The organism is Streptomyces nidicola (assembly GCF_050106155.1).
Lineage (GTDB): Bacteria > Actinomycetota > Actinomycetes > Streptomycetales > Streptomycetaceae > Streptomyces.
In genome coordinates, this window is the sequence record NZ_JBNBPI010000001.1 from 7,990,681 (window position 1) to 8,013,811 (window position 23,131).

Annotated in this window: 24 protein-coding genes; 9 read left to right on the forward strand and 15 right to left on the reverse strand. The window is 72.2% G+C overall.

Features of this window, described 5'->3' with window-relative positions:
- Positions 1-10: 10 nt before the first annotated feature.
- Positions 11-1,249: a geranylgeranyl reductase family protein gene (locus tag ACOKM3_RS36070; RefSeq protein WP_426905448.1), complete on the forward strand. Its 1,239-nt coding sequence runs from the start codon at positions 11-13 to the stop codon at positions 1,247-1,249.
- Between the two features lie 12 nt (positions 1,250-1,261).
- Here the strand turns inward: ACOKM3_RS36070 and ACOKM3_RS36075 are convergent, their stop codons facing one another.
- Positions 1,262-1,714: a nitroreductase family deazaflavin-dependent oxidoreductase gene (locus ACOKM3_RS36075; RefSeq protein ID WP_426905449.1), complete on the reverse strand. Its 453-nt coding sequence runs from the start codon at positions 1,712-1,714 to the stop codon at positions 1,262-1,264.
- Positions 1,715-1,860: 146 nt separating this feature from the next.
- On the opposite strand from ACOKM3_RS36075, the gene ACOKM3_RS36080 reads away from it, so the two are divergent.
- From ACOKM3_RS36080 to ACOKM3_RS36090, 3 genes are all read left to right on the forward strand, one after another.
- Complete coding sequence (locus ACOKM3_RS36080) at positions 1,861-2,586, forward strand: TetR/AcrR family transcriptional regulator (protein WP_426905450.1); 726 nt, start codon at positions 1,861-1,863, stop codon at positions 2,584-2,586.
- A 78-nt stretch (positions 2,587-2,664) separates the two neighbouring features.
- The gene (locus ACOKM3_RS36085) at positions 2,665-3,921 is read left to right on the forward strand and encodes a sensor histidine kinase (RefSeq protein WP_426905451.1); all 1,257 of its coding nucleotides are present in this window, start codon (positions 2,665-2,667) and stop codon (positions 3,919-3,921) included.
- The gene (locus tag ACOKM3_RS36090; protein WP_426905452.1) at positions 3,918-4,583 is read left to right on the forward strand and encodes a response regulator; all 666 of its coding nucleotides are present in this window, start codon (positions 3,918-3,920) and stop codon (positions 4,581-4,583) included. The genes ACOKM3_RS36085 and ACOKM3_RS36090 overlap by 4 nt, the downstream gene beginning before the upstream one ends.
- A gap of 23 nt (positions 4,584-4,606) precedes the next feature.
- On the opposite strand, the gene ACOKM3_RS36095 is transcribed toward ACOKM3_RS36090, so the two are convergent.
- The 3 genes from ACOKM3_RS36095 to ACOKM3_RS36105 form a co-directional block, all read right to left on the reverse strand.
- Complete coding sequence (locus ACOKM3_RS36095) at positions 4,607-5,353, reverse strand: maleylpyruvate isomerase family mycothiol-dependent enzyme (RefSeq protein WP_426905453.1); 747 nt, start codon at positions 5,351-5,353, stop codon at positions 4,607-4,609.
- A 56-nt stretch (positions 5,354-5,409) separates the two neighbouring features.
- Entirely contained in the window at positions 5,410-6,621 is a 1,212-nt protein-coding gene (locus ACOKM3_RS36100) for an MFS transporter (RefSeq protein ID WP_426905454.1), read from the reverse strand.
- A 125-nt stretch (positions 6,622-6,746) separates the two neighbouring features.
- Entirely contained in the window at positions 6,747-7,526 is a 780-nt protein-coding gene (locus ACOKM3_RS36105; protein ID WP_426905455.1) for a DeoR/GlpR family DNA-binding transcription regulator, read from the reverse strand.
- A 192-nt stretch (positions 7,527-7,718) separates the two neighbouring features.
- On the opposite strand from ACOKM3_RS36105, the gene ACOKM3_RS36110 reads away from it, so the two are divergent.
- Together ACOKM3_RS36110 and ACOKM3_RS36115 are read left to right on the forward strand one after the other, a co-directional pair.
- Complete coding sequence (locus ACOKM3_RS36110; RefSeq protein ID WP_426905456.1) at positions 7,719-8,636, forward strand: SIS domain-containing protein; 918 nt, start codon at positions 7,719-7,721, stop codon at positions 8,634-8,636.
- 34 nt (positions 8,637-8,670) lie between these two features.
- Positions 8,671-9,522 (forward strand): class II fructose-bisphosphate aldolase, encoded by an 852-nt coding sequence (locus tag ACOKM3_RS36115; protein WP_426905457.1) that lies wholly within the window; start codon positions 8,671-8,673, stop codon positions 9,520-9,522.
- Positions 9,523-9,638: 116 nt separating this feature from the next.
- Here ACOKM3_RS36115 and ACOKM3_RS36120 read toward each other — a convergent pair whose 3' ends face one another.
- The gene (locus ACOKM3_RS36120; protein WP_426905458.1) at positions 9,639-11,309 is read right to left on the reverse strand and encodes a putative glycoside hydrolase; all 1,671 of its coding nucleotides are present in this window, start codon (positions 11,307-11,309) and stop codon (positions 9,639-9,641) included.
- A gap of 299 nt (positions 11,310-11,608) precedes the next feature.
- Here ACOKM3_RS36120 and ACOKM3_RS36125 point away from each other — a divergent pair, with 299 nt between their 5' ends.
- Positions 11,609-12,484 (forward strand): polysaccharide deacetylase family protein, encoded by an 876-nt coding sequence (locus tag ACOKM3_RS36125; RefSeq protein ID WP_426905459.1) that lies wholly within the window; start codon positions 11,609-11,611, stop codon positions 12,482-12,484.
- A 21-nt stretch (positions 12,485-12,505) separates the two neighbouring features.
- Here ACOKM3_RS36125 and ACOKM3_RS36130 read toward each other — a convergent pair whose 3' ends face one another.
- The 3 genes from ACOKM3_RS36130 to ACOKM3_RS36140 form a co-directional block, all read right to left on the reverse strand.
- A complete protein-coding gene (locus ACOKM3_RS36130) occupies positions 12,506-13,315 on the reverse strand; it encodes a response regulator transcription factor (protein WP_426905460.1) in 810 nt (269 codons plus the stop codon).
- Positions 13,316-13,408: 93 nt separating this feature from the next.
- On the reverse strand, positions 13,409-14,197 hold the full coding sequence (locus ACOKM3_RS36135; protein ID WP_426905461.1) for a methyltransferase domain-containing protein: 789 nt from the start codon (positions 14,195-14,197) through the stop codon (positions 13,409-13,411).
- A 29-nt stretch (positions 14,198-14,226) separates the two neighbouring features.
- On the reverse strand, positions 14,227-15,576 hold the full coding sequence (locus ACOKM3_RS36140) for a hypothetical protein (RefSeq protein WP_426905462.1): 1,350 nt from the start codon (positions 15,574-15,576) through the stop codon (positions 14,227-14,229).
- A gap of 101 nt (positions 15,577-15,677) precedes the next feature.
- On the opposite strand from ACOKM3_RS36140, the gene ACOKM3_RS36145 reads away from it, so the two are divergent.
- Together ACOKM3_RS36145 and ACOKM3_RS36150 are read left to right on the forward strand one after the other, a co-directional pair.
- Positions 15,678-16,319 carry an alpha-ketoglutarate-dependent dioxygenase AlkB family protein gene (locus tag ACOKM3_RS36145; protein WP_426905464.1) on the forward strand — a complete coding sequence of 214 codons (642 nt, stop codon included), beginning with the start codon at positions 15,678-15,680 and terminating at the stop codon, positions 16,317-16,319.
- Positions 16,320-16,385: 66 nt separating this feature from the next.
- Positions 16,386-17,645 (forward strand): ROK family protein, encoded by a 1,260-nt coding sequence (locus ACOKM3_RS36150; protein ID WP_426905465.1) that lies wholly within the window; start codon positions 16,386-16,388, stop codon positions 17,643-17,645.
- Here ACOKM3_RS36150 and ACOKM3_RS36155 read toward each other — a convergent pair.
- The 7 genes from ACOKM3_RS36155 to ACOKM3_RS36185 form a co-directional block, all read right to left on the reverse strand.
- Positions 17,632-18,873: an MFS transporter gene (locus tag ACOKM3_RS36155; RefSeq protein WP_426905466.1), complete on the reverse strand. Its 1,242-nt coding sequence runs from the start codon at positions 18,871-18,873 to the stop codon at positions 17,632-17,634. The two genes, ACOKM3_RS36150 and ACOKM3_RS36155, sit on opposite strands and share 14 nt — an antisense overlap.
- Positions 18,874-19,001: 128 nt before the next feature.
- Positions 19,002-19,598: a TetR/AcrR family transcriptional regulator gene (locus ACOKM3_RS36160; protein WP_426905467.1), complete on the reverse strand. Its 597-nt coding sequence runs from the start codon at positions 19,596-19,598 to the stop codon at positions 19,002-19,004.
- Between the two features lie 62 nt (positions 19,599-19,660).
- Positions 19,661-20,575, reverse strand: coding sequence for a phosphotriesterase family protein (locus ACOKM3_RS36165; protein WP_426905468.1), 915 nt, complete (start codon positions 20,573-20,575; stop codon positions 19,661-19,663).
- On the reverse strand, positions 20,569-21,153 hold the full coding sequence (locus ACOKM3_RS36170; protein WP_426905469.1) for a DUF4865 family protein: 585 nt from the start codon (positions 21,151-21,153) through the stop codon (positions 20,569-20,571). The genes ACOKM3_RS36165 and ACOKM3_RS36170 overlap by 7 nt, the downstream gene beginning before the upstream one ends.
- Positions 21,154-21,164: 11 nt before the next feature.
- Positions 21,165-21,758, reverse strand: coding sequence for a TetR/AcrR family transcriptional regulator (locus tag ACOKM3_RS36175; RefSeq protein ID WP_426905470.1), 594 nt, complete (start codon positions 21,756-21,758; stop codon positions 21,165-21,167).
- A 107-nt stretch (positions 21,759-21,865) separates the two neighbouring features.
- On the reverse strand, positions 21,866-22,237 hold the full coding sequence (locus ACOKM3_RS36180) for an iron chaperone (protein WP_426905471.1): 372 nt from the start codon (positions 22,235-22,237) through the stop codon (positions 21,866-21,868).
- Positions 22,234-22,911, reverse strand: a complete 678-nt coding sequence (locus ACOKM3_RS36185; RefSeq protein ID WP_426905472.1) for a DUF998 domain-containing protein — start codon at positions 22,909-22,911, stop codon at positions 22,234-22,236. Before ACOKM3_RS36185 ends, ACOKM3_RS36180 begins: the two co-directional genes overlap by 4 nt.
- Positions 22,912-23,131: the final 220 nt, after the last annotated feature.

Below are 23,131 nucleotides of genomic sequence, written 5' to 3' on the forward strand. Positions count from 1 at the left end.
GCAGACCATCGTGAGCAGCGAGAATCCGGCGACGGACGGCACGGACGGCAACGAGACGGGCGACGGCGGGCCCTCCGGGAGCGTGTGGGACGTCGTCGTCGTGGGCGCGGGCCCGGCCGGCGCCTCCGCCGCGCACGCGGCCGCGAGCGCCGGGCGTCGGGTGCTCCTCCTGGAGAAGGCCGAACTGCCGCGCTACAAGACGTGCGGCGGCGGCATCATCGGCCCTTCTCGGGACGCGCTGCCGCCCGGCTTCGTGCTGCCGTTCAAGGACCGGATCAACGCGGTGACGTTCTCACTGAACGGCAGGTACACCCGCACACGGCGCTCCAAGAAGATGCTGTTCGGGCTCATCAACCGGCCCGAGTTCGACGCCCAGCTCGTCGAGCACGCCCAGAAGGCGGGCGCCGAGCTGCGCACCGGGGTCACGGTGACCAGCGTCGAGCAGCACGGCAGCGCCGTGCCCGACCGGCGCACCGTAGCGGTCGGGCTGCAGGGCGGCGAGACGATCCTGGCGCGGTCCGTGGTCGGCGCCGACGGCAGCGCGAGCCGGATCGGGGCGCACGTCGGCGTGGAGATGGACCAGGTCGACCTCGGCCTGGAGGCCGAGATCCCGGTACCGCAGAGCGTGGCCGAGGACTGGCAGGGGCGGGTCCTCATCGACTGGGGGCCGATTCCCGGCAGTTACGGGTGGGTGTTCCCGAAGGGCGACACCCTCACCGTGGGCGTGATCGCGGCCAAGGGGGAAGGGGCCGCCACCAAGCGGTACTTGGAGGACTTCATCGCGCGCCTCGGGCTCGCCGGCTTCGAGCCGTCGATCTCGTCCGGGCACCTGACGCGCTGCCGCGCCGACGACTCGCCGCTCTCGCGCGGCCGCGTCCTGGTGTGCGGGGACGCGGCGGGACTCCTGGAGCCGTGGACCCGGGAGGGCATCTCGTTCGCGCTGCGCTCGGGGCGGCTCGCGGGGGAGTGGGCGGTGCGCGTCGCCGAGGCGCACGACGCGGTGGACGCGCGGCGCCAGGCGCTGAACTACGCGTTCGCCGTCAAGGCCGGGCTCGGCGTCGAAATGGCGGTCGGCAAGAGCATGTTGGCGGTCTTCGAGCGCAAGCCGGGGCTGCTGCACGCCGCGCTCACCTCGCTGCGTCCCGCGTGGAACGCGTTCGCGAGGATCACGCGGGGCTCGTCCTCCCTGGGCGAGCTCGTGCGGACGCATCCGGTGGCGGGGCGGGCGCTGTCGCGGCTCGACCGCTGACGGTCGCCTGGGTCACTTGAACGTGATGTGGAAGACGGGGTGGTCCGGCGCGATCCGGCGCAGCTCGGCGTCGGGGGAGTCGGGCCCCACCCCGTTGAAGAACACCCCGACCTCCGCCTTCCAGCGCTTGAGGTAGGCGCGCAGCAGGGCGGGCTTGTCGTCGTCCGTGACCTCGATCGCGGTGAAGGCGTCGGCCCGCTTGCCCAGGCGCAGTTCCCCGCCGCCCGCGGCCCGCATGTTGTGGGTCCACTGGACGTGGCCGCGCGGGGCCACGAGGTACTGCCGGCCGTCCACGGTCATGAGATTGACCGGCGTGGTGCGCCACTCGCCGCTCTTGCGGCCCCGGACGGCGAGGACGCGCGATCCCCAGAGGCTGAGGCCTCGGCGGGTCAGCCACGCCACCGCCTTGTTCATGACGTTCACGGTGAACCAGCCGGGCTTTTGGACGTGCACGGACTCGGACATGAGGTCCTCCAGGAAAAGTGTGAGCGGTGCTCTCGCTTGAGAGCAGTCTGCACGCGTTCGGTGATCCAAAGCAAGAGCAGTGCTCTCTTTTTTGAGCGGCGCACTGTGATGTGTGCACCGCTCCGTATTCGTGGAACACTCGACGCATGAGTACGAGCCGCAGCACACCCCCACGAGCCACGAGTGCCGCCCAAGGAGCCCGCGCCCGCGCCCGGCAGGAGGTCACCGCCGCCATCAAGGACGAGGCGCGCAGACAGCTCGCCGAAGGCGGCGCGGCCAAACTCTCGCTGCGCGCCGTCGCCCGCGAACTCGGCATGGTCTCCTCGGCCCTGTACCGCTACTTCCCCAGCCGCGACGACCTGCTGACCGCGCTCATCATCGACGCGTACGACGCCCTGGGCGAGGCCGCCGAGGGCGCCGACGTCGGCTTCGTCCTGACGTCGTCGGCCACTGAGCGCTGGAACGCCGTGTGCGGGGCGGTACGGGACTGGGCCCTGGCGTACCCGCACGAGTACGCCCTCATCTACGGGTCCCCCGTGCCCGGATACACGGCTCCGGACAGCACGGTCAGGGCCGCAGCCCGCGTCGGGCAACTGCTCATCGGGATCGTCCGCGACGCGCACCAGGGCGGCGGCGTGGCGGAGCCCGAGCTCTCCGGCGAGCTGCGGGCCGAGGCCGAGCGCATGGCCGCGGACCTCGCGCCGGACCTGCCGCCGGGCGTGGTGGCCGCACTCGTCGCCGCGTGGGCGCAGCTGTTCGGGCTCATCGGTTTCGAGCTGTTCGGCCAGTTCAACCGCGTCGTCGACGACCGAGCGGCCTTCTTCGCCCACGCCGTGTCGCGCCTCGCCCGGGACGTCGGGCTCTCCACGTAGTCGTACTCCCGCGGAAGTACGCGTGATCACCTCGCACGGCGGACGCCCGACACCGCCCCCGGCGCTTAGCGTGGCGGCATGGACGAGCAGCGCGTACGTGACGGTGGCCCGCCCCGGCAGCGGGGCGGGCCACCGTGGCTGCGCGACCGGTGGGGGCGTGGCTCCGCCGAGGGCGACCGGCGGTGGCCGTGGCGGTCCACGCTGCTCGTCACCGCGTTCGTCCTCGTGGGGACCAACTTCGCCGCGCACGGGCAGGTGGGTGAGCGCGCGGACCTGGACGTGTTCGCGCGGCTGCTGATGCTCGTCGGGGGCGTGCTGCTCCTGTGGCGCCGGCGGTACCCGGTCGCCGTCGCGTTCGGTACGACGGTGTGCGTGGCCGTGTACCTGGGTGCCGGTTATCCGTACGGTCCCGTGTTCCTGCTCGTGGGCCTCGCGTGCTTCTCCGCGATCGTGGCCGGGCGCCGGTGGGCGGCCTGGACGGCCGTCGGGGTGCTCTGGGCGGGGCATCTGCTCATCGGGCACTGGCTGTACGCGTATCTGCCGCCCTCCGGCGACGGGGCGGCCCCGTGGGCGCAGGAGGGGATCGTCGCGGCCTGGGTGCTCGCGATCATGGCGATCGCCGAGCTGGCGCGGGTGCGGCGCGAACAGTGGGAGCACGCGCGCGTAGAGCGGGAGAAGGCGGCCAGGCGGCGGGCCGACGAGGAACGCCTGCGCATCGCCCGCGAACTGCACGACGTGCTCGCCCACTCCATCTCCGTGATCAATGTGCAGGCGGGCGTCGGGCTCGCCCTGCTCGACACCGACCCGGAGCAGGCCCGTACCGCGCTGACCACCATCAAGAGCGCGAGCAAGGAGGCGCTGGGAGAGGTGCGGCAGGTTCTCGACACCCTCCGGGCCCCCGGCGACGCGCCCCGCGCACCCGCGCCCGGCCTCGACCGCCTCCCGGAACTCGTCGACCAGGCGGCGGGCGCCGGGCTCACCGTCGACGTCACCACCGAGGGAACGCCGACCGTGCCGCCCGCACTGTCGCCGGGCGCCGACCTCGCCGCGTTCCGCATCGTGCAGGAAGCGCTCACCAACGTCGTACGGCACTCGGGCTCACGCCACGCGCGCGTACAACTCTCGTACGGGAACGACGCATTGACCCTCACCGTCGACGACGACGGCCCCTCGACCCACGCCGACGCGGGCGGCAGCGGCAACGGGCTCGCCGGGATGCGCGAGCGAGCCGCCGCCCTCGGTGGCACGATCGAGGCGGGCCCGCGCGCCGACGGAGGCTTCCGCGTCGTCGCCCGGCTGCCCCTCACCGCCACGAATCGGGAGGCCCCGAAGTGATCCGCGTACTGCTCGCCGACGACCAGTCACTCGTCCGCGCCGGGTTCCGGGCGCTGCTCGACGCGCAGAGCGACATCGAGGTCGCGGGCGAGGCCGCGGACGGCGAGGAAGCGGTGCGCCTGGTGCGTGAACTGCGCCCCGACGTCGTGCTCATGGACATCCGCATGCCGCTGCTCGACGGCCTCGCGGCGACCCGGCGGATCGGCGAGGACGCCGGCCTGGAGGCGGTGAAGGTGGTCATGCTCACCACCTTCGAGCTCGACGAGTACGTCTTCGAGGCCCTCCGCTCCGGGGCCTCCGGCTTCCTCGTCAAGGACACCGAGCCGGAGGAACTGCTGCGCGCCGTAAGGGCGGTTGTTCATGGTGACGCGCTGCTCTCGCCGGGCGTCACCCGCCGCCTGATCGCCGAGTTCGCGGCGCGCTCGAAGGAGCCGGAGACCGTCGCGCCGCTCACCGAACTGACCGAGCGGGAACGGGAGGTGATGGCGCTCGTCGGCATCGGCCTGTCCAACGAGGAGATCGCCCGCCGCCTCGTCGTCAGCCCGCTCACCGCGAAGACCCACGTGAGCCGCACGATGGTGAAGCTGGGTGCCCGCGACCGGGCCCAACTGGTCGTCCTGGCCTACGAGTCGGGGCTCGTGCGGCCGGGGTGGCTGGGCTGATTCCGGTCGCGACGGCGCGCCCGTCAGACCCCCGAGTGCTCCCGCCAGAGCGCGGCGAGTGCCGGGTCCCCGCTCACGTCCGGGAACGGCAGCCGGTTCCAGAGTGCCAGGTACACCCGCGCGGCGGGACCTGAGAGTTCGCACTCCGCCTCGTCCGGGGCGCCGCGCTCGGCGGCCGGCGGGTCCTGTGTGATCCGTACCGTCCACACGGCGTCCGCGCCCGCGTCCGTGGCCCGTACGCGCAGGGTTCTGGGAACGTCCGAGCGCACCCGGCTGCGCTTGCGGGCGTGGAAGCCGATGAGCAGCTCGTCGATCCCGTCGACCGCGAACTCAGGGGTGAGCGGGTCGGGTTCCTCGTGGGTGGCGCGGTTCAGGGCGGACTGCGCGTCCACCCGGTGCACCGTCGTCTCGTGCGCCTGGCGCCGGGCCCAGAACGCCAGCGGCGAAGGTGCGGGCAGGAAGGCCCAACAGTCCACATCGGTACGGGCGTTCGTCAGGGTGTCGACCAGCTGGCGGTGTCCCTCGCGGTACCAGGAGAGCAGGGCGTCGCCGTCCAGGTCGGAGCGGTCCTCCAGGGGGTGGCGCTCCTGAAGTCCCTCCGCCACGTACGAGTTGGCCCAGCGGTGCACCGCACCCTGGTGACGTAGAAGATCGCGCACCTGCCAGCCGGGGCACGTCGACACCTTGGCGTCGACGCCCGCCTCCTCGGCAGCCGCGGCCAGCAACTGGCCCTCGTCGTCGACGATTCGAATATGTTCGGCAATCTGCATACGCGGAGTCTGCCGTGACACGTGTGGGCCCACGCAAGCCCATTCCATGACGTGGTCTACGTCGTCGCCACCCGCCGCGTCGCGAAGCCGATCGTGGCCGCCACCGCGGCGAGCAAGGCCACGCTCGTCAGGGCCGCGGACAGGGAGAACCAGTCCGCCATGAAGCCGATGGCGGGCGGGCCGAGCAGCATGCCGCCGTAGCCGAGCGTGGACGCGGCCGCGACGCCCGTGGGCCCGGCGAGCGCCCCGGCCCGTTCGATCGCGACGGGGAAGAGGTTCGCCAGGCCGATCCCGGTGATCGCGAAACCGAGGAGTGCGAGCCACACCGTGGGCGCCAGCGAACCGAGCAGCATGCCGACCGCGCCGGTGAGGCCGCCGGCCACCAACGTCCGTGTTCTGCCGAGCCGTTCGAGCAGGGACGTGCCGGTGAGCCGGCCGATCGTCATGGCGAACGCGAAGCACGAGTAGCTGGCCGCCGCGATGCCCGGGTGGGCGTGCAGGTCCTGCTCCATGTGCAGCGCGCTCCAGTCGGCCAGCGCCCCCTCGCCGTACGCCGTGCACAGCGCGATGAGGCCGAAGACCAGGACGAGGAGGCGGGTGCGGTTGTCGATACGTGTGCCGGTGCGGGGGGCCTCGGTGTCGGGCGCCCGGTCCACGGGGCCCGGCGCCGGGTGGCGCAGCAGCGTCGGTGCGGCGCACGCGGTGACGGCCAGGCCGAGTACGGCGATCGCCATCAGGTGCTTGGTGGGTGTCAGATGTGCCGCGACCAGGCCGCCGAGGCCCGAGCCGACCATGCCGCCGAGGCTGAACGCGGCGTGGAAGCTGGGCATGATCGGCCTGCCGAGGGCGCCGACGAGGTCGACGGCGGCGCTGTTCATCGCCACGTTGATGCCGCCGTACGCCGCGCCGAACGCCAGCAGGACGAGGCCGAGCGCGAGGGGTGAGTGCGTGAGCGGCGGCAGGATCACCGTCAGCGGGAGCAGCACGCCGCACGCCACGGTCACCGCGTGCGAGCCGAAGCGCCGGCACAGCCGTCCGGTCAGCATCATCGTGATCACGGCGCCGGCCGAGACGCCGAGCAGTGCGAGGCCGAGGGCGCTCGCGGACGCCCCGGTCTGCGCCTTGACGGCGGGGATGCGCACCACCCAGCCGGCGAAGACGAAGCCGTCGAGCGCGAAGAACGCGGTGAGGGCCAGGCGCAGACGGGCCAGGGACGCGGCGCGGGGGTCGTCGGCGTTGACGGTCCCGAGTTTGTTCAGTAGCGGCACAAAGTCAGAGTAGGACGGGACTCCGGTGCCGAACAAGGGGGTTTGCCCGCGGGTGTGTGCGGGTTACACGGTGAGTACGGGCAGGTGTGTGTGGGGTACACGGTGAGTGCCGGTAGGTGTGTGGGCTACACGGTGAGGACCCGGACGCCCGCCTCCTCGAACCGGCCGAGGGTCGCCTTGTCCGCCGCCGTGTCCGTGACGAGGACGTCCACCTGCGCCACGTCGCAGATCCGGGCGAACGCCCGGTGGCCCAGCTTGCTGGAGTCGGCCGCGACCACCACGCGCTCCGCCCGCTCGCACAACATCCGGTTGATCGCCGCCTCCGCCTCGTCGTGCGCGGACGCGCCGTGCGTGACGTCGAGGCCGACGACGCCGAGCACCGCCGTGTCGAGCGTGACCTGGCCGAGCACGCCGTCGGCGAGCGGGCCGATCAACTCGTACGACTGCGGGCGCGCGACCCCACCCGTGAGCACGATCTTGAACTGGGGCCGCACCGCGAGCTCGTTGGCGATGTTGAGCGCGTTCGTGACGATCGTCAGGGCGGGCGTCCCGGACGCGAGGTCGGGCCGGACGGCGAGCGCCCGCGCCACCTCCGTCGTGGTCGTGCCGCCGGTGAGACCGACCGCCTCGCCGGGTGTGACGAGTTCGGCGACGGCCTTCGCGATGCGCTGCTTCTCGGCGGCGCCGAGTGCGGACTTGTAGCGCAAGGGGAGTTCATAGCTGACGCCGTGCACGACGGCGCCGCCGCGGGTGCGCACCAGCATCTGCTGCTCGGCGAGCCCGTCGAAGTCGCGGCGGATGGTCGCGGCGGAGACGCCGAGCTCGCTCGCCGCGTCCTCCACGTCCAGGCGCCCGCGCTCGACGAGCAGTTCCAGGAGGGACTTCCAGCGGGCGTCGCGGGACATCGGCGGCTCCAACTCGTCGTTCGGTTCGGTGGTACGTGCGGTGGCGCATTCGGTGGCACGTCGGTGGCACGACCTTAACCGGCATGCGCACGAATGCTTGATTGTGCGCGAAAGCTCGCTATATCTTGCAAGAACACGCATCCAGTGAGCGCGCCCCCAGAGGCGTGACCAACCGCGGAGTGGGGGCACGGCATGAGCGACGACCAGGGCCGGACGGGTCACAAGGAAAGCCACGTCGGACACGAACTGAACAGCCAGCCGGAGTGCTGGACGCGGGCCGCCGGGCTCGCCACCCGGCACAAGGCGGCGCTGCCGGCGGCGGGGGAGCGGGTGGCGATCATCGGCTGCGGCACCTCGTGGTTCATGGCGCAGGCCGCCGCCGCGCTGCGCGAGCAGGCCGGACAGGGTGAGACCGACGCGTTCGCCGCGTCGGAGTTCCCGGCAGGCCGCTCCTACGACCACGTGATCGCGCTGACCCGGTCCGGCACCACCACCGAGGTCCTCGACCTCCTCGCCGCCCACCGGGGCAGGGCCCGCACCACGGCGGTCACCGGCGACCCGGCCACCCCGATCGCGGACGCCGCGGACGACCTGGTCGTCCTCGACTTCGCGGACGAGCAGTCGGTCGTCCAGACCCGCTTCGCCACCACCGCCCTGACCCTCCTGCGCGCCCACTTCGGCCTGCACTCCGAGCAGGCGGTCGCCGACGCGCGCACGGCGCTCGCCGAGCCGCTGCCCGAAGGCCTCGTGGGCTGCGAGCAGTTCACCTTCCTCGGCCGCGGCTGGACGGTCGGCCTCGCGAACGAGGCGGCGCTCAAGATGCGCGAAGCCTCCCTGTCGTGGACCGAGGCGTACCCGGCGATGGAGTACCGCCACGGCCCCATCAGCATCACCACCTCCGGCACCGCGACGTGGATGCTCGGCGAGGCGCCCGAGGGTCTCGCCGAGCAGGTCGCAGCGACCGGCGGGCTCTGGATCGAGGGCGGCCTCGACCCGCTGGCCGAACTGGTCCGCGCGCAGCGCCTCGCCGTCGCCGTGGCCGCCCGCCGCGAACTCGACCCGGACCGCCCCCGCCACCTCACCCGCTCGGTGATCCTCGACGCCAACTGACCTTCCCCGTACAGGACTTGAGAAGGGAGGGGCAGTGCCCCTCGCAGCAACAGGGACCCTCGTCGGCGCGGCGGCGGCCCGGCGCGGCGCCGTGGCCGCGTTCAACGTGATCACCCTCGAACACATCGAGGCGGTCGTCGCGGGCGCCGAGGCGGTGGACGCCCCCGTCATCCTCCAGATCAGCGAGAACGCCGTGCGCTACCGCTACGGCCGACTCCTGCCGCTGTCCCGCGCCGCGGTCGCCGCCGCCGAGGGGGCGCCCGTCGACGTCGGCCTGCACCTGGACCACGTAGAGAGCGACGACCTCCTGCGCCAGGCCGCCGACGCCGGGTTCGGTTCGGTGATGTACGACGCCGCCCGGCTGCCCTACGACGAGAACCTCGCCGCGACGCGTGCCGCCGCCGACTGGGCTCACGCCAACGGGCTATGGGTGGAAGCGGAGTTGGGCCAGGTCGGCGGCAAGGACGGCGCCGCGCCCCTGGACGCGCACGCGCCCGGCGCCCGCACCGACCCCGGCGAGGCCCGCGCCTACGTCACCGACACGGGCGTCGACGCACTCGCCGTCGCGGTCGGCTCCTCGCACGCGATGACCACCCGCACCGCCACGCTCGACCACGACCTGCTCAAACGGCTCGCCGACGGCCTCGACGTGCCGCTGGTGCTGCACGGCTCGTCCGGCGTGCCCGACGACGAGCTGGCGGCGGCGGTCCGCGGCGGCATCGCCAAGGTCAACGTGGGGACGGCCCTGAACATCGCGATGACGTCCGCCATCCGCGAGTTCCTCACCGCACACCCCGAAGCGGTCGACTCACGCAAGTACCTCAAGGTGGCACGCGAGGCGATGGTGCGCACCGTGAGCGAGTTGATCGGGGTGGTGCGCGGTTGAGGGGAGCGCGCTGATCGGAGTGGTGTACGGCTGAGGGGAGCGCGCTGGTCGGGGCGGTGCGCGGCTTATGGCACCGCCCGTACCTCAGCCCATCAGCCCGTCAATCCATCAGCCCGTCAATCCAACGCCCCCGCGTGGTACCGCACCCCCGGATTCCACAGCAGGAACCCCTTGATGCCGTCGGAGCGGGCCGCGTCGAGTTGGGCGCGGACCTCCTTGTCGCCGTAGGAGACGCCGAGGGAGAAGTCCTGGATCCAGGGGACGATCTGCGCGTCGGTGTGCCGGGTCTTCTTCGCGAAGGCGGCGAGGGAGCGCTTGGTGATCGGGTACGGGTGGGAGTTGGGGTCGGAGACGCCGTACTCGCCCTGGGCCCAGTGCGAGGGGTAGATCATCGGCGAGATGTAGTCGGCCTCCTGCGCGAGCATGCCGACGTCCTGGGCGATCTCCTTCGGCCGGTCGACGGCGATGCCGAACACCGAGACACCGAGGAACGCGTCGTGCTTGCGGACGGCGGCACGGGTCTCGCCGACGACATCGGCGACGGACCGCTCGGGCGTGGTGTCACCGAGGCCCGGGAAGGACATCTTGCGGATCGGGCCGTCCGGGCGGCGGATGTAGTCGTAGAGGATGTCGTCGAAGCCCAGCCTCGCGGCCTCCGCGGCCAGGTCGATGTTGTACTGCCGCACCTCCTTGTTCGCGAAGTTGGTGAACGACAACTGGCCGTAGCTGCCGCCGTTGTAGGCGCCCCCGCCCGGGGTCCGCACCACGCGGTCGCGGTGCCCGGACTTCCAGGACTTGGTGGCGAGAATCGGGTCGCGGAAGGCGACGATGCGGCCGACGACCGTGCCGCCCGCGGCGTGGATCTCCTTGATGGCCTTCTTCGCGTCGTAGTACCCCTTGGCGGCGCCGACGCTCTTCGCCAGGGGCACCTTCGAGGCGTAGCCGACCTCGCCGAGCTCGTCCTTGATGTCGAGCTGCACGGCGTTGATCTTCTTCTGCTTCAGCATCTTCATGACCGGTTTCCGCAGCGCGTCGGAGGCCCACCCCTGGGCGCTGACGTGCACGGCCTTCAACACCGGCCGGTGCACGGTGAGTTCGGCCTCCCGGCGGGCCGTGTTGCCCGCGGCGTCCGTCGCGGTGACCGTCGTACGTCCCGGCGGACGCGGAAGCCGGACCGCGAAGGCACCGTCCTTCGCGGGCTTCGCCGTGTGCCCCGCGACGGCTATTCGCCGCGCGCCGGCCGCCGTGCCCCTGACGGTGACGGGCTCGTGGAAGCCGTCCGCCTTGGTGTCGGCCACCTTGAGGCGGGGTGCCTCGGTGTCGACCGTCAGTTTTCGGACGACCTCGGTGTCACCGGTGGACCAGGAACCGGGGTGGGTGACACGCAGTTCGTGTGTGCCGTCCTTGATGTCACCCAGGTCGACGGAGAGGGTGCCGGCGCTGCCGTGCGCGGCCCGGGTCCGCAGGGGCTTGCCGTCGAGGGTGACCTTGGTGCCCTTGAGTTCGTCGCCCTCGGCGCCCGCGACCTCGAACTTCCCCGTGCGCAGGAGCTGCGCGCCCAGCTTGCCGTCGTTCGGCAGGCCCACGAGGTTCAGGGTGGTTCCGTGTGCGGCGCGTAGCGAGAGTGTGCCGCCTATGGCGAGAACCAGTGCGAGCAGTACGCACACGAGGATGACCGGCCGTCTGCGCGGGAAGCCCGCCGGGGAAGCACTGGCCGCAGGGTCGGAAACGGAACCGGATGAGCGGGAGGTGGGGGAGCGGAGCCAGTTCTTCCAGTCGAGCCGCATCAGCAGATCCTCCAGGAGGTCTCGTGCGTCGTGGTCTACTGCGTCGTCCTCGTCGTCCTCGTCGTCCTCGTCTTCTTCGTTTTTCTCGTCTGTCTCGTGTTCACCGGTCCGGCACAACTGCCGTATCTGCTCTGGTCCTTGCGATGGCCGCGGTCTCCTGCGGTGGTACCGAGAGTGATGCGCCGGCTGACGGAGCCAAGTCCCCGCAGTCCGCCGGTGACCGGCAGGATTCCCACTCCCCGGGCTCAGGACACACGTCCGGGGCAGCGAAACCGGCCAAACCTCCGGCACCGGAAAAGGTGCGCGCCAACGAACTGGGCGCCGTGCCGGTGCTCATGTACCACCAGATCCTCGAGCACCCGAAGAGCGCGTACGACCGGACACCCAAGGACCTCCGCGCCGAACTGGAACGCCTGGTGCGCGAGGGGTACGTGCCCGTGACCGCGGGCGAGTACGAGACGGGGAGGATCGACATCCCGGCCGGTTCCCACCCGGTCGTCCTTACCTTCGACGACTCCACCGACAGCCAGCTCCGCCTCGGGGCCGACGGCGAACCCACCGACGACTGCGCGGTCGGTGTCCTGCGCGCCGTCGCCCGCGACCACCCGCGCTTCAAGGCCCGCGCCACGCTCTTCGTGAACGGCGACGCGTTCCCCGCCACCGGCCAGAAGAAGGCCCTGACCTGGCTGAAGAAGAACGGCTTCGAGATCGGCAACCACACCCTCGACCACGCCAACCTCGCGCAGAGCGACGCCTCCGAGGTCCGCCACCAGATCGCCGAGGGCCAGCGCTCGATCGTGCGCGACGTCCCCGGCACGACCGTCCGCTCCCTCGCCCTCCCGTACGGCGCCCAGTCCGAGCCCGCCGACCTCGCCCTGACCGGCAGCGCGTCCGGCACGGCGTACAAGAACCGGGGCGTCTACCTCGTCGGCGCGAACCCGGCACCCTCCCCGTATGCGGACTCCTTCGACCCGGCCGCGATCCCCCGCATCCGCTCGGCCCCCGCCAAGGGCAAGGACGCCAACTACAGCTCCACGCACTGGCTCGACCAGCTGTCCGCGCGGAAACTCGCCCGCTACACGTCCGACGGCGACCCGGACCACGTCTCGTACCCGAAGGACACGGGCGCGCGGCCGGGCAAGACGGCGGAGAAGGGGGAGCTGCGGCCGTACTGACGGCTCGGGCGGGCGTCCTCGTCACGGCGTCGACGAAGCGTCCTCCCGCGTCGGCAGCAGGCCGAGTTCCTGGGCCAGGAGCACCGTGGTGAGCCGGTCGTGGGAGCCGAGCTTGCGGTAGAGGTGTTCGCGATGCTTGAGCACCGTGTGCACGGTGATGTGCAGTCTGCGGGCGGTCGCCTCCGCCGTGAGACCGCGCGCCAGCAGCGCGAGCACCGTCAGCTCGCGTGGAGTGATGCCGTACGTGGCGGCCCGCTGCTCCGGCGCCGACGGCGGGCCCGCGTCCGGCAGGGCGCGGCGCAGTGCCTCGAGCCCGCGCAGATGGGCGTCGAGCCCGGTCAGTAGTGGCGGGAGGCGCCGCGCGACGGCGCGGTCCCGCTCGCCGAAGTCCGAGCCGCCCCGCCCGATCACCAGGGTGCGCACGACTCCCGGCGGGGCCCGCAGCGGCACGGCGAGCTGGCGGGTGACGCCGATGGTCTCGCGGCCGGCCCGGTGCGCTTCGCTGTGCCACCACTTCGCGTCGGCCACGTCGTCGAGCGTCAACGGGCCGCTGTGTCCGGCGGCATACAGACGCATGAGCGGATGGGCCCGCATGTGCCGGGTGATGAGGGTGTTCATCGGCCGCCCGCTGAGCCAGTCCGGGTGCCCGGTGACCATCCGCCCGGTGCCCGCGTCCCAATGGAGGGCGACCAGCACGCTGACATCACCGTGCAGGCAGGTACCGAGTTCGGTGAGCAGGTGCGGCCAGGACGGGCCGGGGCCCGGGCCGCCGTACACGGCCGCCGCGAGGTCGAGCATCTGCTCGTAGTCCCGTACCGACAGATCCCTCATGGGTACAGCTTGGCCCTGCCCGGCTGATCCCTTCCACCGATCCGGGCGGCCGGCGCGGGCTCCCCTCCAGGGCGCGCCGGCCGTGTCGGGGTGTCAGGGGCGGCGCCCGGTGACGGTGAAGGCGACGGAATAGCTCAGGGTGTCCTCGGCTTCGAGGAATTCCAGGAACACCGCGACGGCCCGGTCCGCCGCCGCGGGTGACCCCAGGGCGTGCGCGAGGAACGGACGGGCGATGTCCAACTTCAGTGCCCAGTGGGCCCGTTCGACCGGCGCCACCCGCCCCGCGATCAGGTGATAGGGCGCCACCCGGACGGCGAGTTCGCGCAGTCCGGCCGCCCGAGCCAGCCGGTACAGCGCGCGTCCCGCATGGGGGTCGAAGCCGGCCGCCCGCAGCGCGGGTGCGACCCGGGCGAGCAGCGCGCCGAGCTCCGCGGGGACGGGGTCGTGCCAGACGAGCTGACCGTCGAGGTCGAACAGCACGACCGCCCCGCCACGGCGGGTGACGCGTGCCATCTCGGCGACTGCCGCGCCGCGGCGCTCGACGTACTGGAGCAGCAACCGGCTGTAGACCACGTCGAACGAGCCGGTGGGGAAGGGGAGTCGGCAGGCGTCCGCGCAGCAGCGCCAGGGTGTCGCGGTCCCGCCCTCGCGCACTCCGGCGGCCAGCCGTCCGGCGCTGGTGTCGACGGCGACCACCATCGCCGTCGGCCATCGCCGCAGGACGGCGGTGGCCACGTGCCCGGGGCCCGCGCCCACGTCGAGCACCGTCGCCCGCGGCGACATGACGTGCGGCAGATGCGTCCGCACCCATCGCGGGGCGTCCACCTTCGCCTGAAGCCGGGCGGCCTCGCGTGGGTCCTCCATGAGGTACGGGCCCGTCACGGGCGGATCTTGCGTGAGGTCGTGGCGAGTCACGGACCGGCCCTCCGCTCCGATGCCGCCCCGGCTCCCGGCCGGCCGTACAGCTCGTCGATGTGCCGGTAGAAGTCGGCGTATCCCTCGGCGAGCCAGATCGCCCGGGAGTACGGGGCGACCGGCTCGGCCCCGGCCGCGCGCAGGAACCGGCCCGTCCTGGCGTCGGTGGCCACCGGGATCGCACCGAGCGGGAACGACTCGTAGGCCTCGCACGCCCGGGGCAGGAGCCTGCGGACCACCCGCTCGGCCCGCGCCGCGTCCAGGCCGGGATCGACGAGCAGGTCGAGGCGGTTCTCCAAGAGGGACAGGTTGAGCCCCAGCGGCCCTTCGTGGGCGAGGGCCGCGCCCGACAGCCGCCCCCGCTCGTCCGGGTGCAACCAGATCCGGCGCCGGCGTCGCAGTCCGACCCTGCGGTACAGAAGGTCCAGCGCCGTCAGCAGCAGGTCGTCCGTCCACAGTTCCTCCGCCCGTGCGTACAGGACACCGCGCGTACGGACGGCCAGGGAGGCGAGTTCGGCGCATGCCCCGGCGCCGTCCCATTCGGTCGTCGACGCGTCGTGGTCGTCCGGGTCCGCCAGGGAACGTGCGACCGGCAGAGGCACCATCAGGTAGTCGCCGGGCTCGACGGAGCCGGTGCCGGGCGGCATCCATTCCCCCAGGGTCCCGAACACCCGCCCCATATAAGGGTGGTCGGGCCGGAACCACATCTGGACGGCGCCGAAACGCCCCTCGCGCATCGTCGTCTTCTGGCTCGCCAGAATCACGGCCCGCACCGCCTCCGGCGGCCCTGAGCCGACCAGGTGCTGGGCGTGCCAGCAGGTCCAGGTGCAGCGCCACGTCGCCATCGAGGCGAGACCGTCGTCGGGCGTGCGACGGAACACCACCCGCAGCAGTGAACTGCCCGCCGCGGCGGCCCGCTCCCAGTTGTCCAGGACCAATGGCATGAAGGGCTCCAGCCGGGCCGCCTTCTCGGCGTAGAGGAGCCGCGACCGCGCGTAGTGGTCGAGGAGGCGGTCCGGGGCGAGGGCGTTCACCTCGCAGCCGAACTCCGCGTAGCTGTCGGCCGGGGCCTCCGGCAGGTCCTGGCGGGGTGTCTCTTCGAGCAGTGCCGGGCGCGGCTTCTCCTCGCGCGGCTTCTCCTCGCGCGGCGCCTCCTCGCGTGGTTCGAACGAGGACTGCGCCCCGCCGCGCGCGTGGATGCTCCCCGGTGGAGGCTCGGCGGGGGCGCTCGAGAGCTCATGGGCGGAACCCCTGGCGTGCAGCCCGGATTCCTCGACGGTGTCGGGGCGAGCCGGCCGCTGGGCCGGTCGTGGTTCCGTACGTGGTTTCGGTCGATAGAACGTCATGGCGACGACGCTGGCACCGCCGCACGGCCCCCGGTATGGGAACAACTTCTGATTGACGGCCGGGCTGATTGACGGCCGGGAGCCCGGCATAGCCTGGACGCATGAGTGAGCTGTTTGCCCGTGAGCGCAGAGCCGTCGCTCCGGGAGCCGTGCACCTGCCGGACTGGCTCCCCGCCGAGGAGCAGCGGGAACTGCTCGAACAATGCCGTGCGTGGGCGAGGCCGCCGGCCGGGCTCAGAGAAGTGACCACCCCCGGCGGCGGGCGCATGTCGGTCCGGCAGTTCGGCCTCGGCTGGCACTGGTTCCCGTACGGGTACGCGCGCACGGTCGTCGACGGCGACGGGTCGCCCGTGAAGCCCATGCCGGACGAGTTGGCCGCGCTCGGACGCCGCGCGGTCACCGCCGCCTACGGCGAGGCGCCGCAGGAGACGTACGACATCGCCCTGATCAACTACTACGACACCGACGCCCACATGGGCATGCACAAGGACCGCGACGAGAAGTCGACCGCGCCGGTCGTGTCCCTCAGCCTCGGCGACACCTGCGTCTTCCGGTTCGGCAACACCGAGACCCGTACGAAGCCGTACACCGACGTCGAGCTGCGCAGCGGGGACCTGTTCGTGTTCGGTGGTGAATCACGGTTCGCGTACCACGGGGTGCCGAGGACCGAGCCGGGGACGGCGCCGCCCGGGCTCGGCCTGAGCGGGCGGCTCAACATCACGCTGCGGGTCAGCGGCTTGTAGGTGCGGCCGTCGAAGCGGCGCTCACCGGCTACCATTCCTGAGCGTGATCAGGGCGAGGAGTTGCTGATGGGCGGCGGCAAGGCGGCCTCCGGGACCGGGGGCCACACGGCGGGCGACACGGCCGGGCGGCCACCGCGTCTGGAGCGGGGGCGCAGCGCGCTCGGTCCCGCGCTCGAACTCGTCCACACCGGGCGGGCTCCCACCCGCGCCGTGCTGACCGCGGAACTGGGCGTGACCCGCGCGACCGCGGGCGCCGTCGCCGCGGAGCTCGAGGCGCTCGGCCTCATCCGCATCGACGCGAAACCGAGCGCGGCGTCCGGCTCCCAGGGCCGCCCCTCGCACCGCCTCTCCGTCGCCGACGAAGGGCCGGTCGCGCTGGCGGCACAGGTCCACTCCGACGGCTACCGGGCCGCGCTCGTCGGCCTCGGCGGCGGCATCGTCGCCACCACGCCGGGCTGCGAGATCATCGACCCGGACCCGGCGGACGTACTGCGGTCGGTGGTGGAGGCGGGCGTCCGGCTCCTCGACTCCACGGGGCGACGCTGCGTGGGCGCGGGCCTCGCCGTCCCCTCCGCGGTCGCCGAACCCGACGGCACCGCCCTCAACCCGCTCCACCTGGCCTGGCCGGTGGGCGCGCCGGTGCGGCAGATCTTCACCGACTGCGTACGGGAAGCGGGCCTGGGCATCCCGGCGTTCGCGGCCAACGATGTCAACCTGGGTGCGCTCGCCGAGCACCGGCACGGCGCGGGACGCGGCGCGCGCGACCTGCTGCTTGTGGCGACCGGGCACCGTGGTGTCGGCGGGGCGCTCGTCCTCGACGGGCATCTGCACACCGGCAGTTCGGGCCTCGCCCTGGAGGTCGGCCACCTCACGGTGAACCCCGAGGGGCGCCCCTGCCACTGCGGGAGCCGCGGCTGCCTGGACGTCGAGGCCGACCCGCTCGCCTTCCTCACGGCGGCGGGCCGCGCCCCCGACCCCGGCGGCTCACTCCTGGAACAGGCCCGCGGCCTGCTGACCGAGGCGAAGGACGACCCGGACGTCCGCGCGGCGACCGCCCTCCTCATCGACCGCCTCGGCCTCGGCCTCGCCGGCCTGGTCAACATCCTCAACCCGGACCGCATCGTCCTCGGCGGCCTCCACCGCACCCTCCTCGACGCCGACCCCGAGCGCCTCCGGGCCGTCGTGGCGGACCGCAGCCTGTGGGGCCGCAGCGGCAGCGTCCCGATCCTGGCGTCGACGCTGGACCACAACAGCCTGGTGGGCGCGGCGGAACTGGCCTGGCAGCCGGTCCTCGACGATCCCCTGGGGGCGCTCAGCGGGGGGTGACGCAGACGGCCTCCATGCCCTGCTCCCCGACGGGCTCCCCGATGGGCCTCTCGACGGGCTCCCCGACCGGCTCCTGCGGCTTCGCCGCGTGGTCCCTGCGCGCCATCAGATCCGGTACGAGCGAGGCGATCCCGGCGACCGCGAGCGCCAGACCGACCCACAGGGGCGCCCGCAGTCCGTACGCGTCGATGACGACACCGCCCACCGAGGTGGCGATGACGATGCCGAGCGTGATGAACGAGGAGTGCACGGTGTTCACCAGCGCCCCCGCGTTCCCCCTGCGCTGCACGCGCACCACCATCGCGGGGTTCATGGTGACACCCACCAGGCCGATGCCCAGCATGCACACCACGGCCGCCGCACTCACCTGGGCGAACAGCGCGAACCCCAGGAGGAAGAGGGAGTTGAGGACGAGCCCGGCCAGCAGCACGGTCAGGGTGTGCCGGTCGGCGAGGCGTCCCGTCACCGTGTTGCCGATGACGGTGGCGGCTCCGTAGGCGACCAGCAGGAGCGGCACGGTGCCCGCGCCGAACCCGGAGATCTCGGTGAGGATCGGGCCCAGGTAGCTGAACGCGGCGAACGTCGCGCCGATCACGAGCGTGCTGGTCGACAGCGTGAACCACAGCCGCCCGGACCGGAACACCCCGAATTCCGCCCGCAGTTGACCGGCCCCCGCCTCCCTCGGTACGTCCGGCACCCCGACGAGCGTCGCCGCCGCGGCGAGCACCGTGATCCCCGAGATCACCCAGAACGCGGCGCGCCAGCCGAGCCGGTCGCCGATGAACGTGGCCAGCGGAAGCCCGAGCAGCGTGCCGAGCATCAGCCCGTTGAGCGCCACGGAGACGGCGCGGCCGCGCACTTCGGGCCGGGTGAGTTGCGCGCACATCGCGAGGCCGATACCGAAGAAGGCCTGCGAGGCGACGCCGGTGACGATCCGCGCCACGAGCATCACCGCGTACGTCGACGCGGTCGCGGCCAGCACGTTGCCGGCGAGGAACACCGAGAACAACACCATCAGGGCCCGCTTTTGAGGGACCTTCAGGAGCGCGACGGTCAGGAACGGCCCGCCGAACGCCATGGCCGCGGCGAAGGCGGTGATCAGATACCCGATCTGCGGGATCGTCGCGTCAAGCCCGTCCGCCATCTGCGGCATCAGACCGGCGACGACGAACTCGCTCGTGACCATGGCGAAGATGCCGAGGGCCAGGACGTATACGGCGCGTGGCATGGGTGTCCCTCCGGGAGACAGTGGTTTCGGGTGGGGCATGTTTTGGATGGAGCAGTACAAAATAGGGACATGGGTGTGTGCGGCGGGGTGCTCCACTGTGGTTCAACTGCCGTACTGTGGTGGGGAGTTCAGCCCGTGAGGGCGTCCAGGGCGATGTGTGCCGTGGCCTCGAGAGCGGCGCGGTCGGCGCCCCCTTGTCCGGAGACGCGCATCCCGCCGATCACGGTGTTGAGGAAGCGTGCCAGCTCCTCCGGCGGTCGCTTCGAGGTGATCGAACCGTCGGTCTGCCCGGCCGCGATCACGGACCGCAGGGCGGCGAGCCTGACATTGAGATCCCGCTCGACCAGACGCGCCGACTCGGGGTCACGCCCCGCGAACTCCACGGTGGTGTTCACGGTGAGGCAGCCGCGGCTGTGGCCGTCCTTACGGGTCCCGGCCTCGGTGTCGACCGTCATCGCGAACAGCGCACGGATCCGGTCGAGCGGCGATTTCTCCGCGTCCTCCAGGATCTCCAGCTGGTTCGCCGTCATCCGCTCGATGTAGCGGGTCAGCGAGCGCGTGAACAGGTCGTGTTTGCTGGCGAACGTGTTGTAGATGCTGCTGCGCCCCAGTCCGGTGGCGGTGCACAGGTCCTGTGTGGAGGTGGCTTCGTAGCCGTGCTCCCAGAAGGCGTGCATCGCCGCGTCCAGGGCCCGCTCCTCGTCGAACGTCCTCGGTCGGGCCATGCGAGAACGCTACCTGTTTTGGATCGACCAGTGCAATACGTGATCCCGGTCGCGCACACCCGTCATCGCCACTCGACCGAGAAGGCCTGCGCCGGGTTGTCCACCAGGATCCGCTCCACCGCCTCCTCGCCCAGCACCGCTTCGAGGCGCGGGCGCACCCGGCGCAACAGGTACGGCATGCCGGGGCCGCCGGTCACCGAGCGGGCTCCGGCGGTCGTGGTGTCGCCGCCGAGCAGGAGGCGGTCCGCGTGGCCCGCGTCGGACAGGGCCGCGAGGGCGTCCGGCATCCGCCAGTCCGTGGCGTGGTTCGTCCGCGAGGGGCCGTCGAAGGCCAGGTACGCCCCCGAGTCCGCGGCCTCCCGCTGCGTCACGAGGTCGGGGGAGCGGTTGAGGTGGCCGAGGATGACACGGTGCGCGGGCACTTCCAACTCCTCGCAGAGCAGGTCGAGTACGTCCAGCGCGCCCGTGCCCAGCTCGAGGTGGACGGCGATCGGCGCCCCGGTCGCGTGGTGTGCCTCGGCGGCGGCCGTCATCGTCCAGCGGGCGTGCGCGTCGAGGGTGTGGAAGCCGCCGGCGACCTTGATCAGGCCTGCGCGTACGGTGCTGTCGGCGATGCCCTCGGTGAGCTCGCGCACGAAGACCTCGGCGAGGTCGTCGCGCCGCTCGGCCAGCAACTCCTCGGTGTAGTGGGCCGCTTGGTGCATGCCGGTGGCGGCCACGATGTGCACCCCGGTCGCGGCGGCGAGCGCGGGCAGCTCCGCCGCGTGCCGGCCGAGCCCGTACGGCGTCCACTGCACCACGGTGCCGCCGCCCACGGCCGCGTACGCCTCCAGCTCCTGGCGGGCGAGCCCGGCGTCGTCCAGCTCCTGACCCGGCAGTACGGGGCTGCGGAAGAAGAGGTGGTCGTGTGCGTCGACGATGCCCAACTGCCCCGGATCCAGGTCGCCCTGGACGCCGCGGACGGCGCCGCTCACCACTGCCGTCCGCGCGGCAGGGTGTCGCGTTCGGGCTGGGAGAGGTGCAGGACCTGGTAGCGGTCACCGGGGGCCTTGGGGGTGTCGTGCTCCCACACCGAGAAGGTCAACAGCTCCCAGGTGCGGGGGTCGATGGCCGACGCGGCGAACAACACGCCGTGTTCCTGGGCGAGTTGCGCCGTCCCCTCTACTGCCTCGGCGGTCAGTTTCGGGAGGTCGGCGCCAGCCTCGATCGGCGTCCGCTGCCGCACGGCCGTCCGTGCCCGCGCCGCGGCCGCGACCCCCTCCTCGTACGCGATGCCTGTCCAGTGCTGGACGACGGGGCGCCCGAAGTCGGCGACGATGCCCTGGAATCCGGGGCCCCAGAGGAAGGCGTTCATGCCGGTCGGCGCGTTCCACAGGTAGAACGGGGCGTACTGGTTCACCGGCGAGCCGTCCACGCCGCGCTCCCGCATCAGATACGCCTTGACGCCGAGGCCGGGGAAGTCGTCGAGCGCGTGGCCCTTGGTCTCCACCCGCCTGCGGATGATGTTCATGTCGTAGTCGGCGGGCAACGTGATCTCGTACTGCATCGCGTGCATGGATCGCGTCCTCAGTGGTCGGTGGCGGGGGACGGGGGTGCGGATGCGGCGGGGGAGAGGAGGGCGAGCAGGCCGCGTACGCCCGTGTCGAACGCCGTCGTGTCGCCCGACGCCCGCGCCAGCACGTAACCGCCCTGCACGGTCGCCACGATCGTCGACGCGATGTCGCGCGGCACCAGGTGGGCCGCCAACTCGCCGCTGTCCACGCCCTCTTGGACGACGTCCGCGATCCGGCTCTCGACGTACGCGATCGTCTCGTCGACCGGCGCCCGCAGCGCGTCGCTGGTGATCACGTCCGGGTCCATCGTCAGCCGCCCGACGGGGCAGCCGCGCAGCACATCGCGCTCGCGGTGCAGATACGCCGCTATCCGCTCGTACGCCGGGCCCCCGCCGCCGAGCACCCGGTCGACCGTGGTTCGCATCTCGTCCCCGGTGCGCCGTATCGCGGCGAGCGCCAGGTCCTGCTTCCCGGTGAAGTGGTGGTACATGCTGCCCTGGCCGACACCCGCGCGCTGCAGGATCGCCTTCGGGCTGGTGCCCACGTAGCCGCGCTCCCACAGGAGCTCGCGGGTGGTCTCGATCAGTCGCTCCTGGGTGGTGGCCATGGTGTCACCGTACATACCAGTAGTTACAGAATCAATGGCAGGGGAGGGTGTGACTCCGGGGCGACTCAGGTGCGACTCATGTGCCACTCATGGGAGTCACGCCCCAGCTACATCCACCGCACACCCTCGACCTCGTGCTCCCGCACCCGGTACGCGATCATCCGCCCCAGCAGGTCGCCGGGCACGGGCCGGCCGTACGGGAGTTTCACCGAGCCCTTGCCGGTGGTGAAGTCGGCGAGGTCGGCGTCGAACGCCGCGCGGGTGCTGGGAGTGAAGACGACGTTCGCGTGCTTCGTGTAGCCGTTCACCATGAAGAGGATCGTCCCCGACGGGTGGATCCAGGCCGGGGACCCCCACTTGATGGCCTCGGCCGCCTCGGGGACCGCCTTGTGGGCCAAGGCGCGTACCTGCTCCAGCAGTTCACGGCCCTGATCGTCGAAGCCCTCGATGTACTCGTCCGTGGTCTCCGCCTTGCTCATGGCGCCAGTCTGGCACGCTCGCGGCCCCCACGCGTGAGGCGCTGAACGTACCGGCCGAGCACGCCGATCATGATCACCTCGCACCCGAGCATCACCCGCTCCACCAGACCGATCAGCTCCCGGCCACCCGGCCCCGCCGAGTACGCCATCACCCCGGCCCCGGCCACCGCGAGCACGGACAGCACGCGCAACCACCACGCGGTCCGCCCCGCCGCCGGGCCGAGCCGCCCGGCCAGTATGAGCCCGCCCGCCGGCAGCGCCGCGAACGCCGCGACGGACGCGTACCGGTGCACATACGCCGACCCGGTCAGCTGCGTGGTGAGCGGATCCGTCGGCACCACGGCCGCGAGCACGAGCCCCGCACCCCAGACCGCCAGCAGCACGGACGGCAGCCCGCGCATCGCCGGGAGCCGCTTCCTCGCCACCACGAGGAGCAGCAGCGAGACGAGGCCGAGCGAGGCCATCGCGGTCTCGATCGGCCCGCCGCGGTCGAGTGCCGCGAAGTCGCTGACGGTGAGGGACAGCGGGCTGAGCCCCGGGTCGGTGTCCCGGGGCGCCAGCAACGCCGCCATCATGGCCACGACCACGGTGGTCCACACCGCGGGGGCGAGCAGATGGCTGTGGCCGGTGAACTTCAAGCGGCGGCTGAAGGTGTCTCGTCTCGATGTGGGCACGCTCCGATCTTCCGGCCAGGCAGGCCCCGCCCACATGGGGGCCGCCCCGGAGCCGCCCCTGACCCTGCCCCTGACACACATCAGGGTCGACCGGGCGGCAGGGAGCAGCCCCGCACCCCTCACGTACTCCCGCGGAGGTACGCACAGTGCCGCTGGCCGTACGACGACCCGGACCCCCTCCCGGCGGGACGCTCGAGTCATCACCACAAGTGGACGCCCG

Excerpts from the sequence above, each read along its gene's own strand:
- ACOKM3_RS36080 (WP_426905450.1), top strand. The coding sequence starts at position 1,861 with ATGAGTACGAGCCGCAGCACACCCCCACGAGCCACGAGTGCCGCCCAA.
- ACOKM3_RS36150 (WP_426905465.1), top strand. The coding sequence starts at position 16,386 with ATGGGCGGCGGCAAGGCGGCCTCCGGGACCGGGGGCCACACGGCGGGC.
- ACOKM3_RS36155 (WP_426905466.1), bottom strand. The coding sequence starts at position 18,873 with ATGCCACGCGCCGTATACGTCCTGGCCCTCGGCATCTTCGCCATGGTC.
- ACOKM3_RS36085 (WP_426905451.1), top strand. The coding sequence starts at position 2,665 with ATGGACGAGCAGCGCGTACGTGACGGTGGCCCGCCCCGGCAGCGGGGC.
- ACOKM3_RS36170 (WP_426905469.1), bottom strand. The coding sequence starts at position 21,153 with ATGCACGCGATGCAGTACGAGATCACGTTGCCCGCCGACTACGACATG.
- ACOKM3_RS36075 (WP_426905449.1), bottom strand. The coding sequence starts at position 1,714 with ATGTCCGAGTCCGTGCACGTCCAAAAGCCCGGCTGGTTCACCGTGAAC.
- ACOKM3_RS36180 (WP_426905471.1), bottom strand. The coding sequence starts at position 22,237 with ATGAGCAAGGCGGAGACCACGGACGAGTACATCGAGGGCTTCGACGAT.
- ACOKM3_RS36160 (WP_426905467.1), bottom strand. The coding sequence starts at position 19,598 with ATGGCCCGACCGAGGACGTTCGACGAGGAGCGGGCCCTGGACGCGGCG.
- ACOKM3_RS36130 (WP_426905460.1), bottom strand. The coding sequence starts at position 13,315 with ATGAGGGATCTGTCGGTACGGGACTACGAGCAGATGCTCGACCTCGCG.
- ACOKM3_RS36140 (WP_426905462.1), bottom strand. The coding sequence starts at position 15,576 with ATGACGTTCTATCGACCGAAACCACGTACGGAACCACGACCGGCCCAG.
- ACOKM3_RS36105 (WP_426905455.1), bottom strand. The coding sequence starts at position 7,526 with ATGTCCCGCGACGCCCGCTGGAAGTCCCTCCTGGAACTGCTCGTCGAG.
- ACOKM3_RS36145 (WP_426905464.1), top strand. The coding sequence starts at position 15,678 with ATGAGTGAGCTGTTTGCCCGTGAGCGCAGAGCCGTCGCTCCGGGAGCC.
- ACOKM3_RS36120 (WP_426905458.1), bottom strand. The coding sequence starts at position 11,309 with ATGCGGCTCGACTGGAAGAACTGGCTCCGCTCCCCCACCTCCCGCTCA.
- ACOKM3_RS36095 (WP_426905453.1), bottom strand. The coding sequence starts at position 5,353 with ATGCAGATTGCCGAACATATTCGAATCGTCGACGACGAGGGCCAGTTG.
- ACOKM3_RS36175 (WP_426905470.1), bottom strand. The coding sequence starts at position 21,758 with ATGGCCACCACCCAGGAGCGACTGATCGAGACCACCCGCGAGCTCCTG.
- ACOKM3_RS36110 (WP_426905456.1), top strand. The coding sequence starts at position 7,719 with ATGAGCGACGACCAGGGCCGGACGGGTCACAAGGAAAGCCACGTCGGA.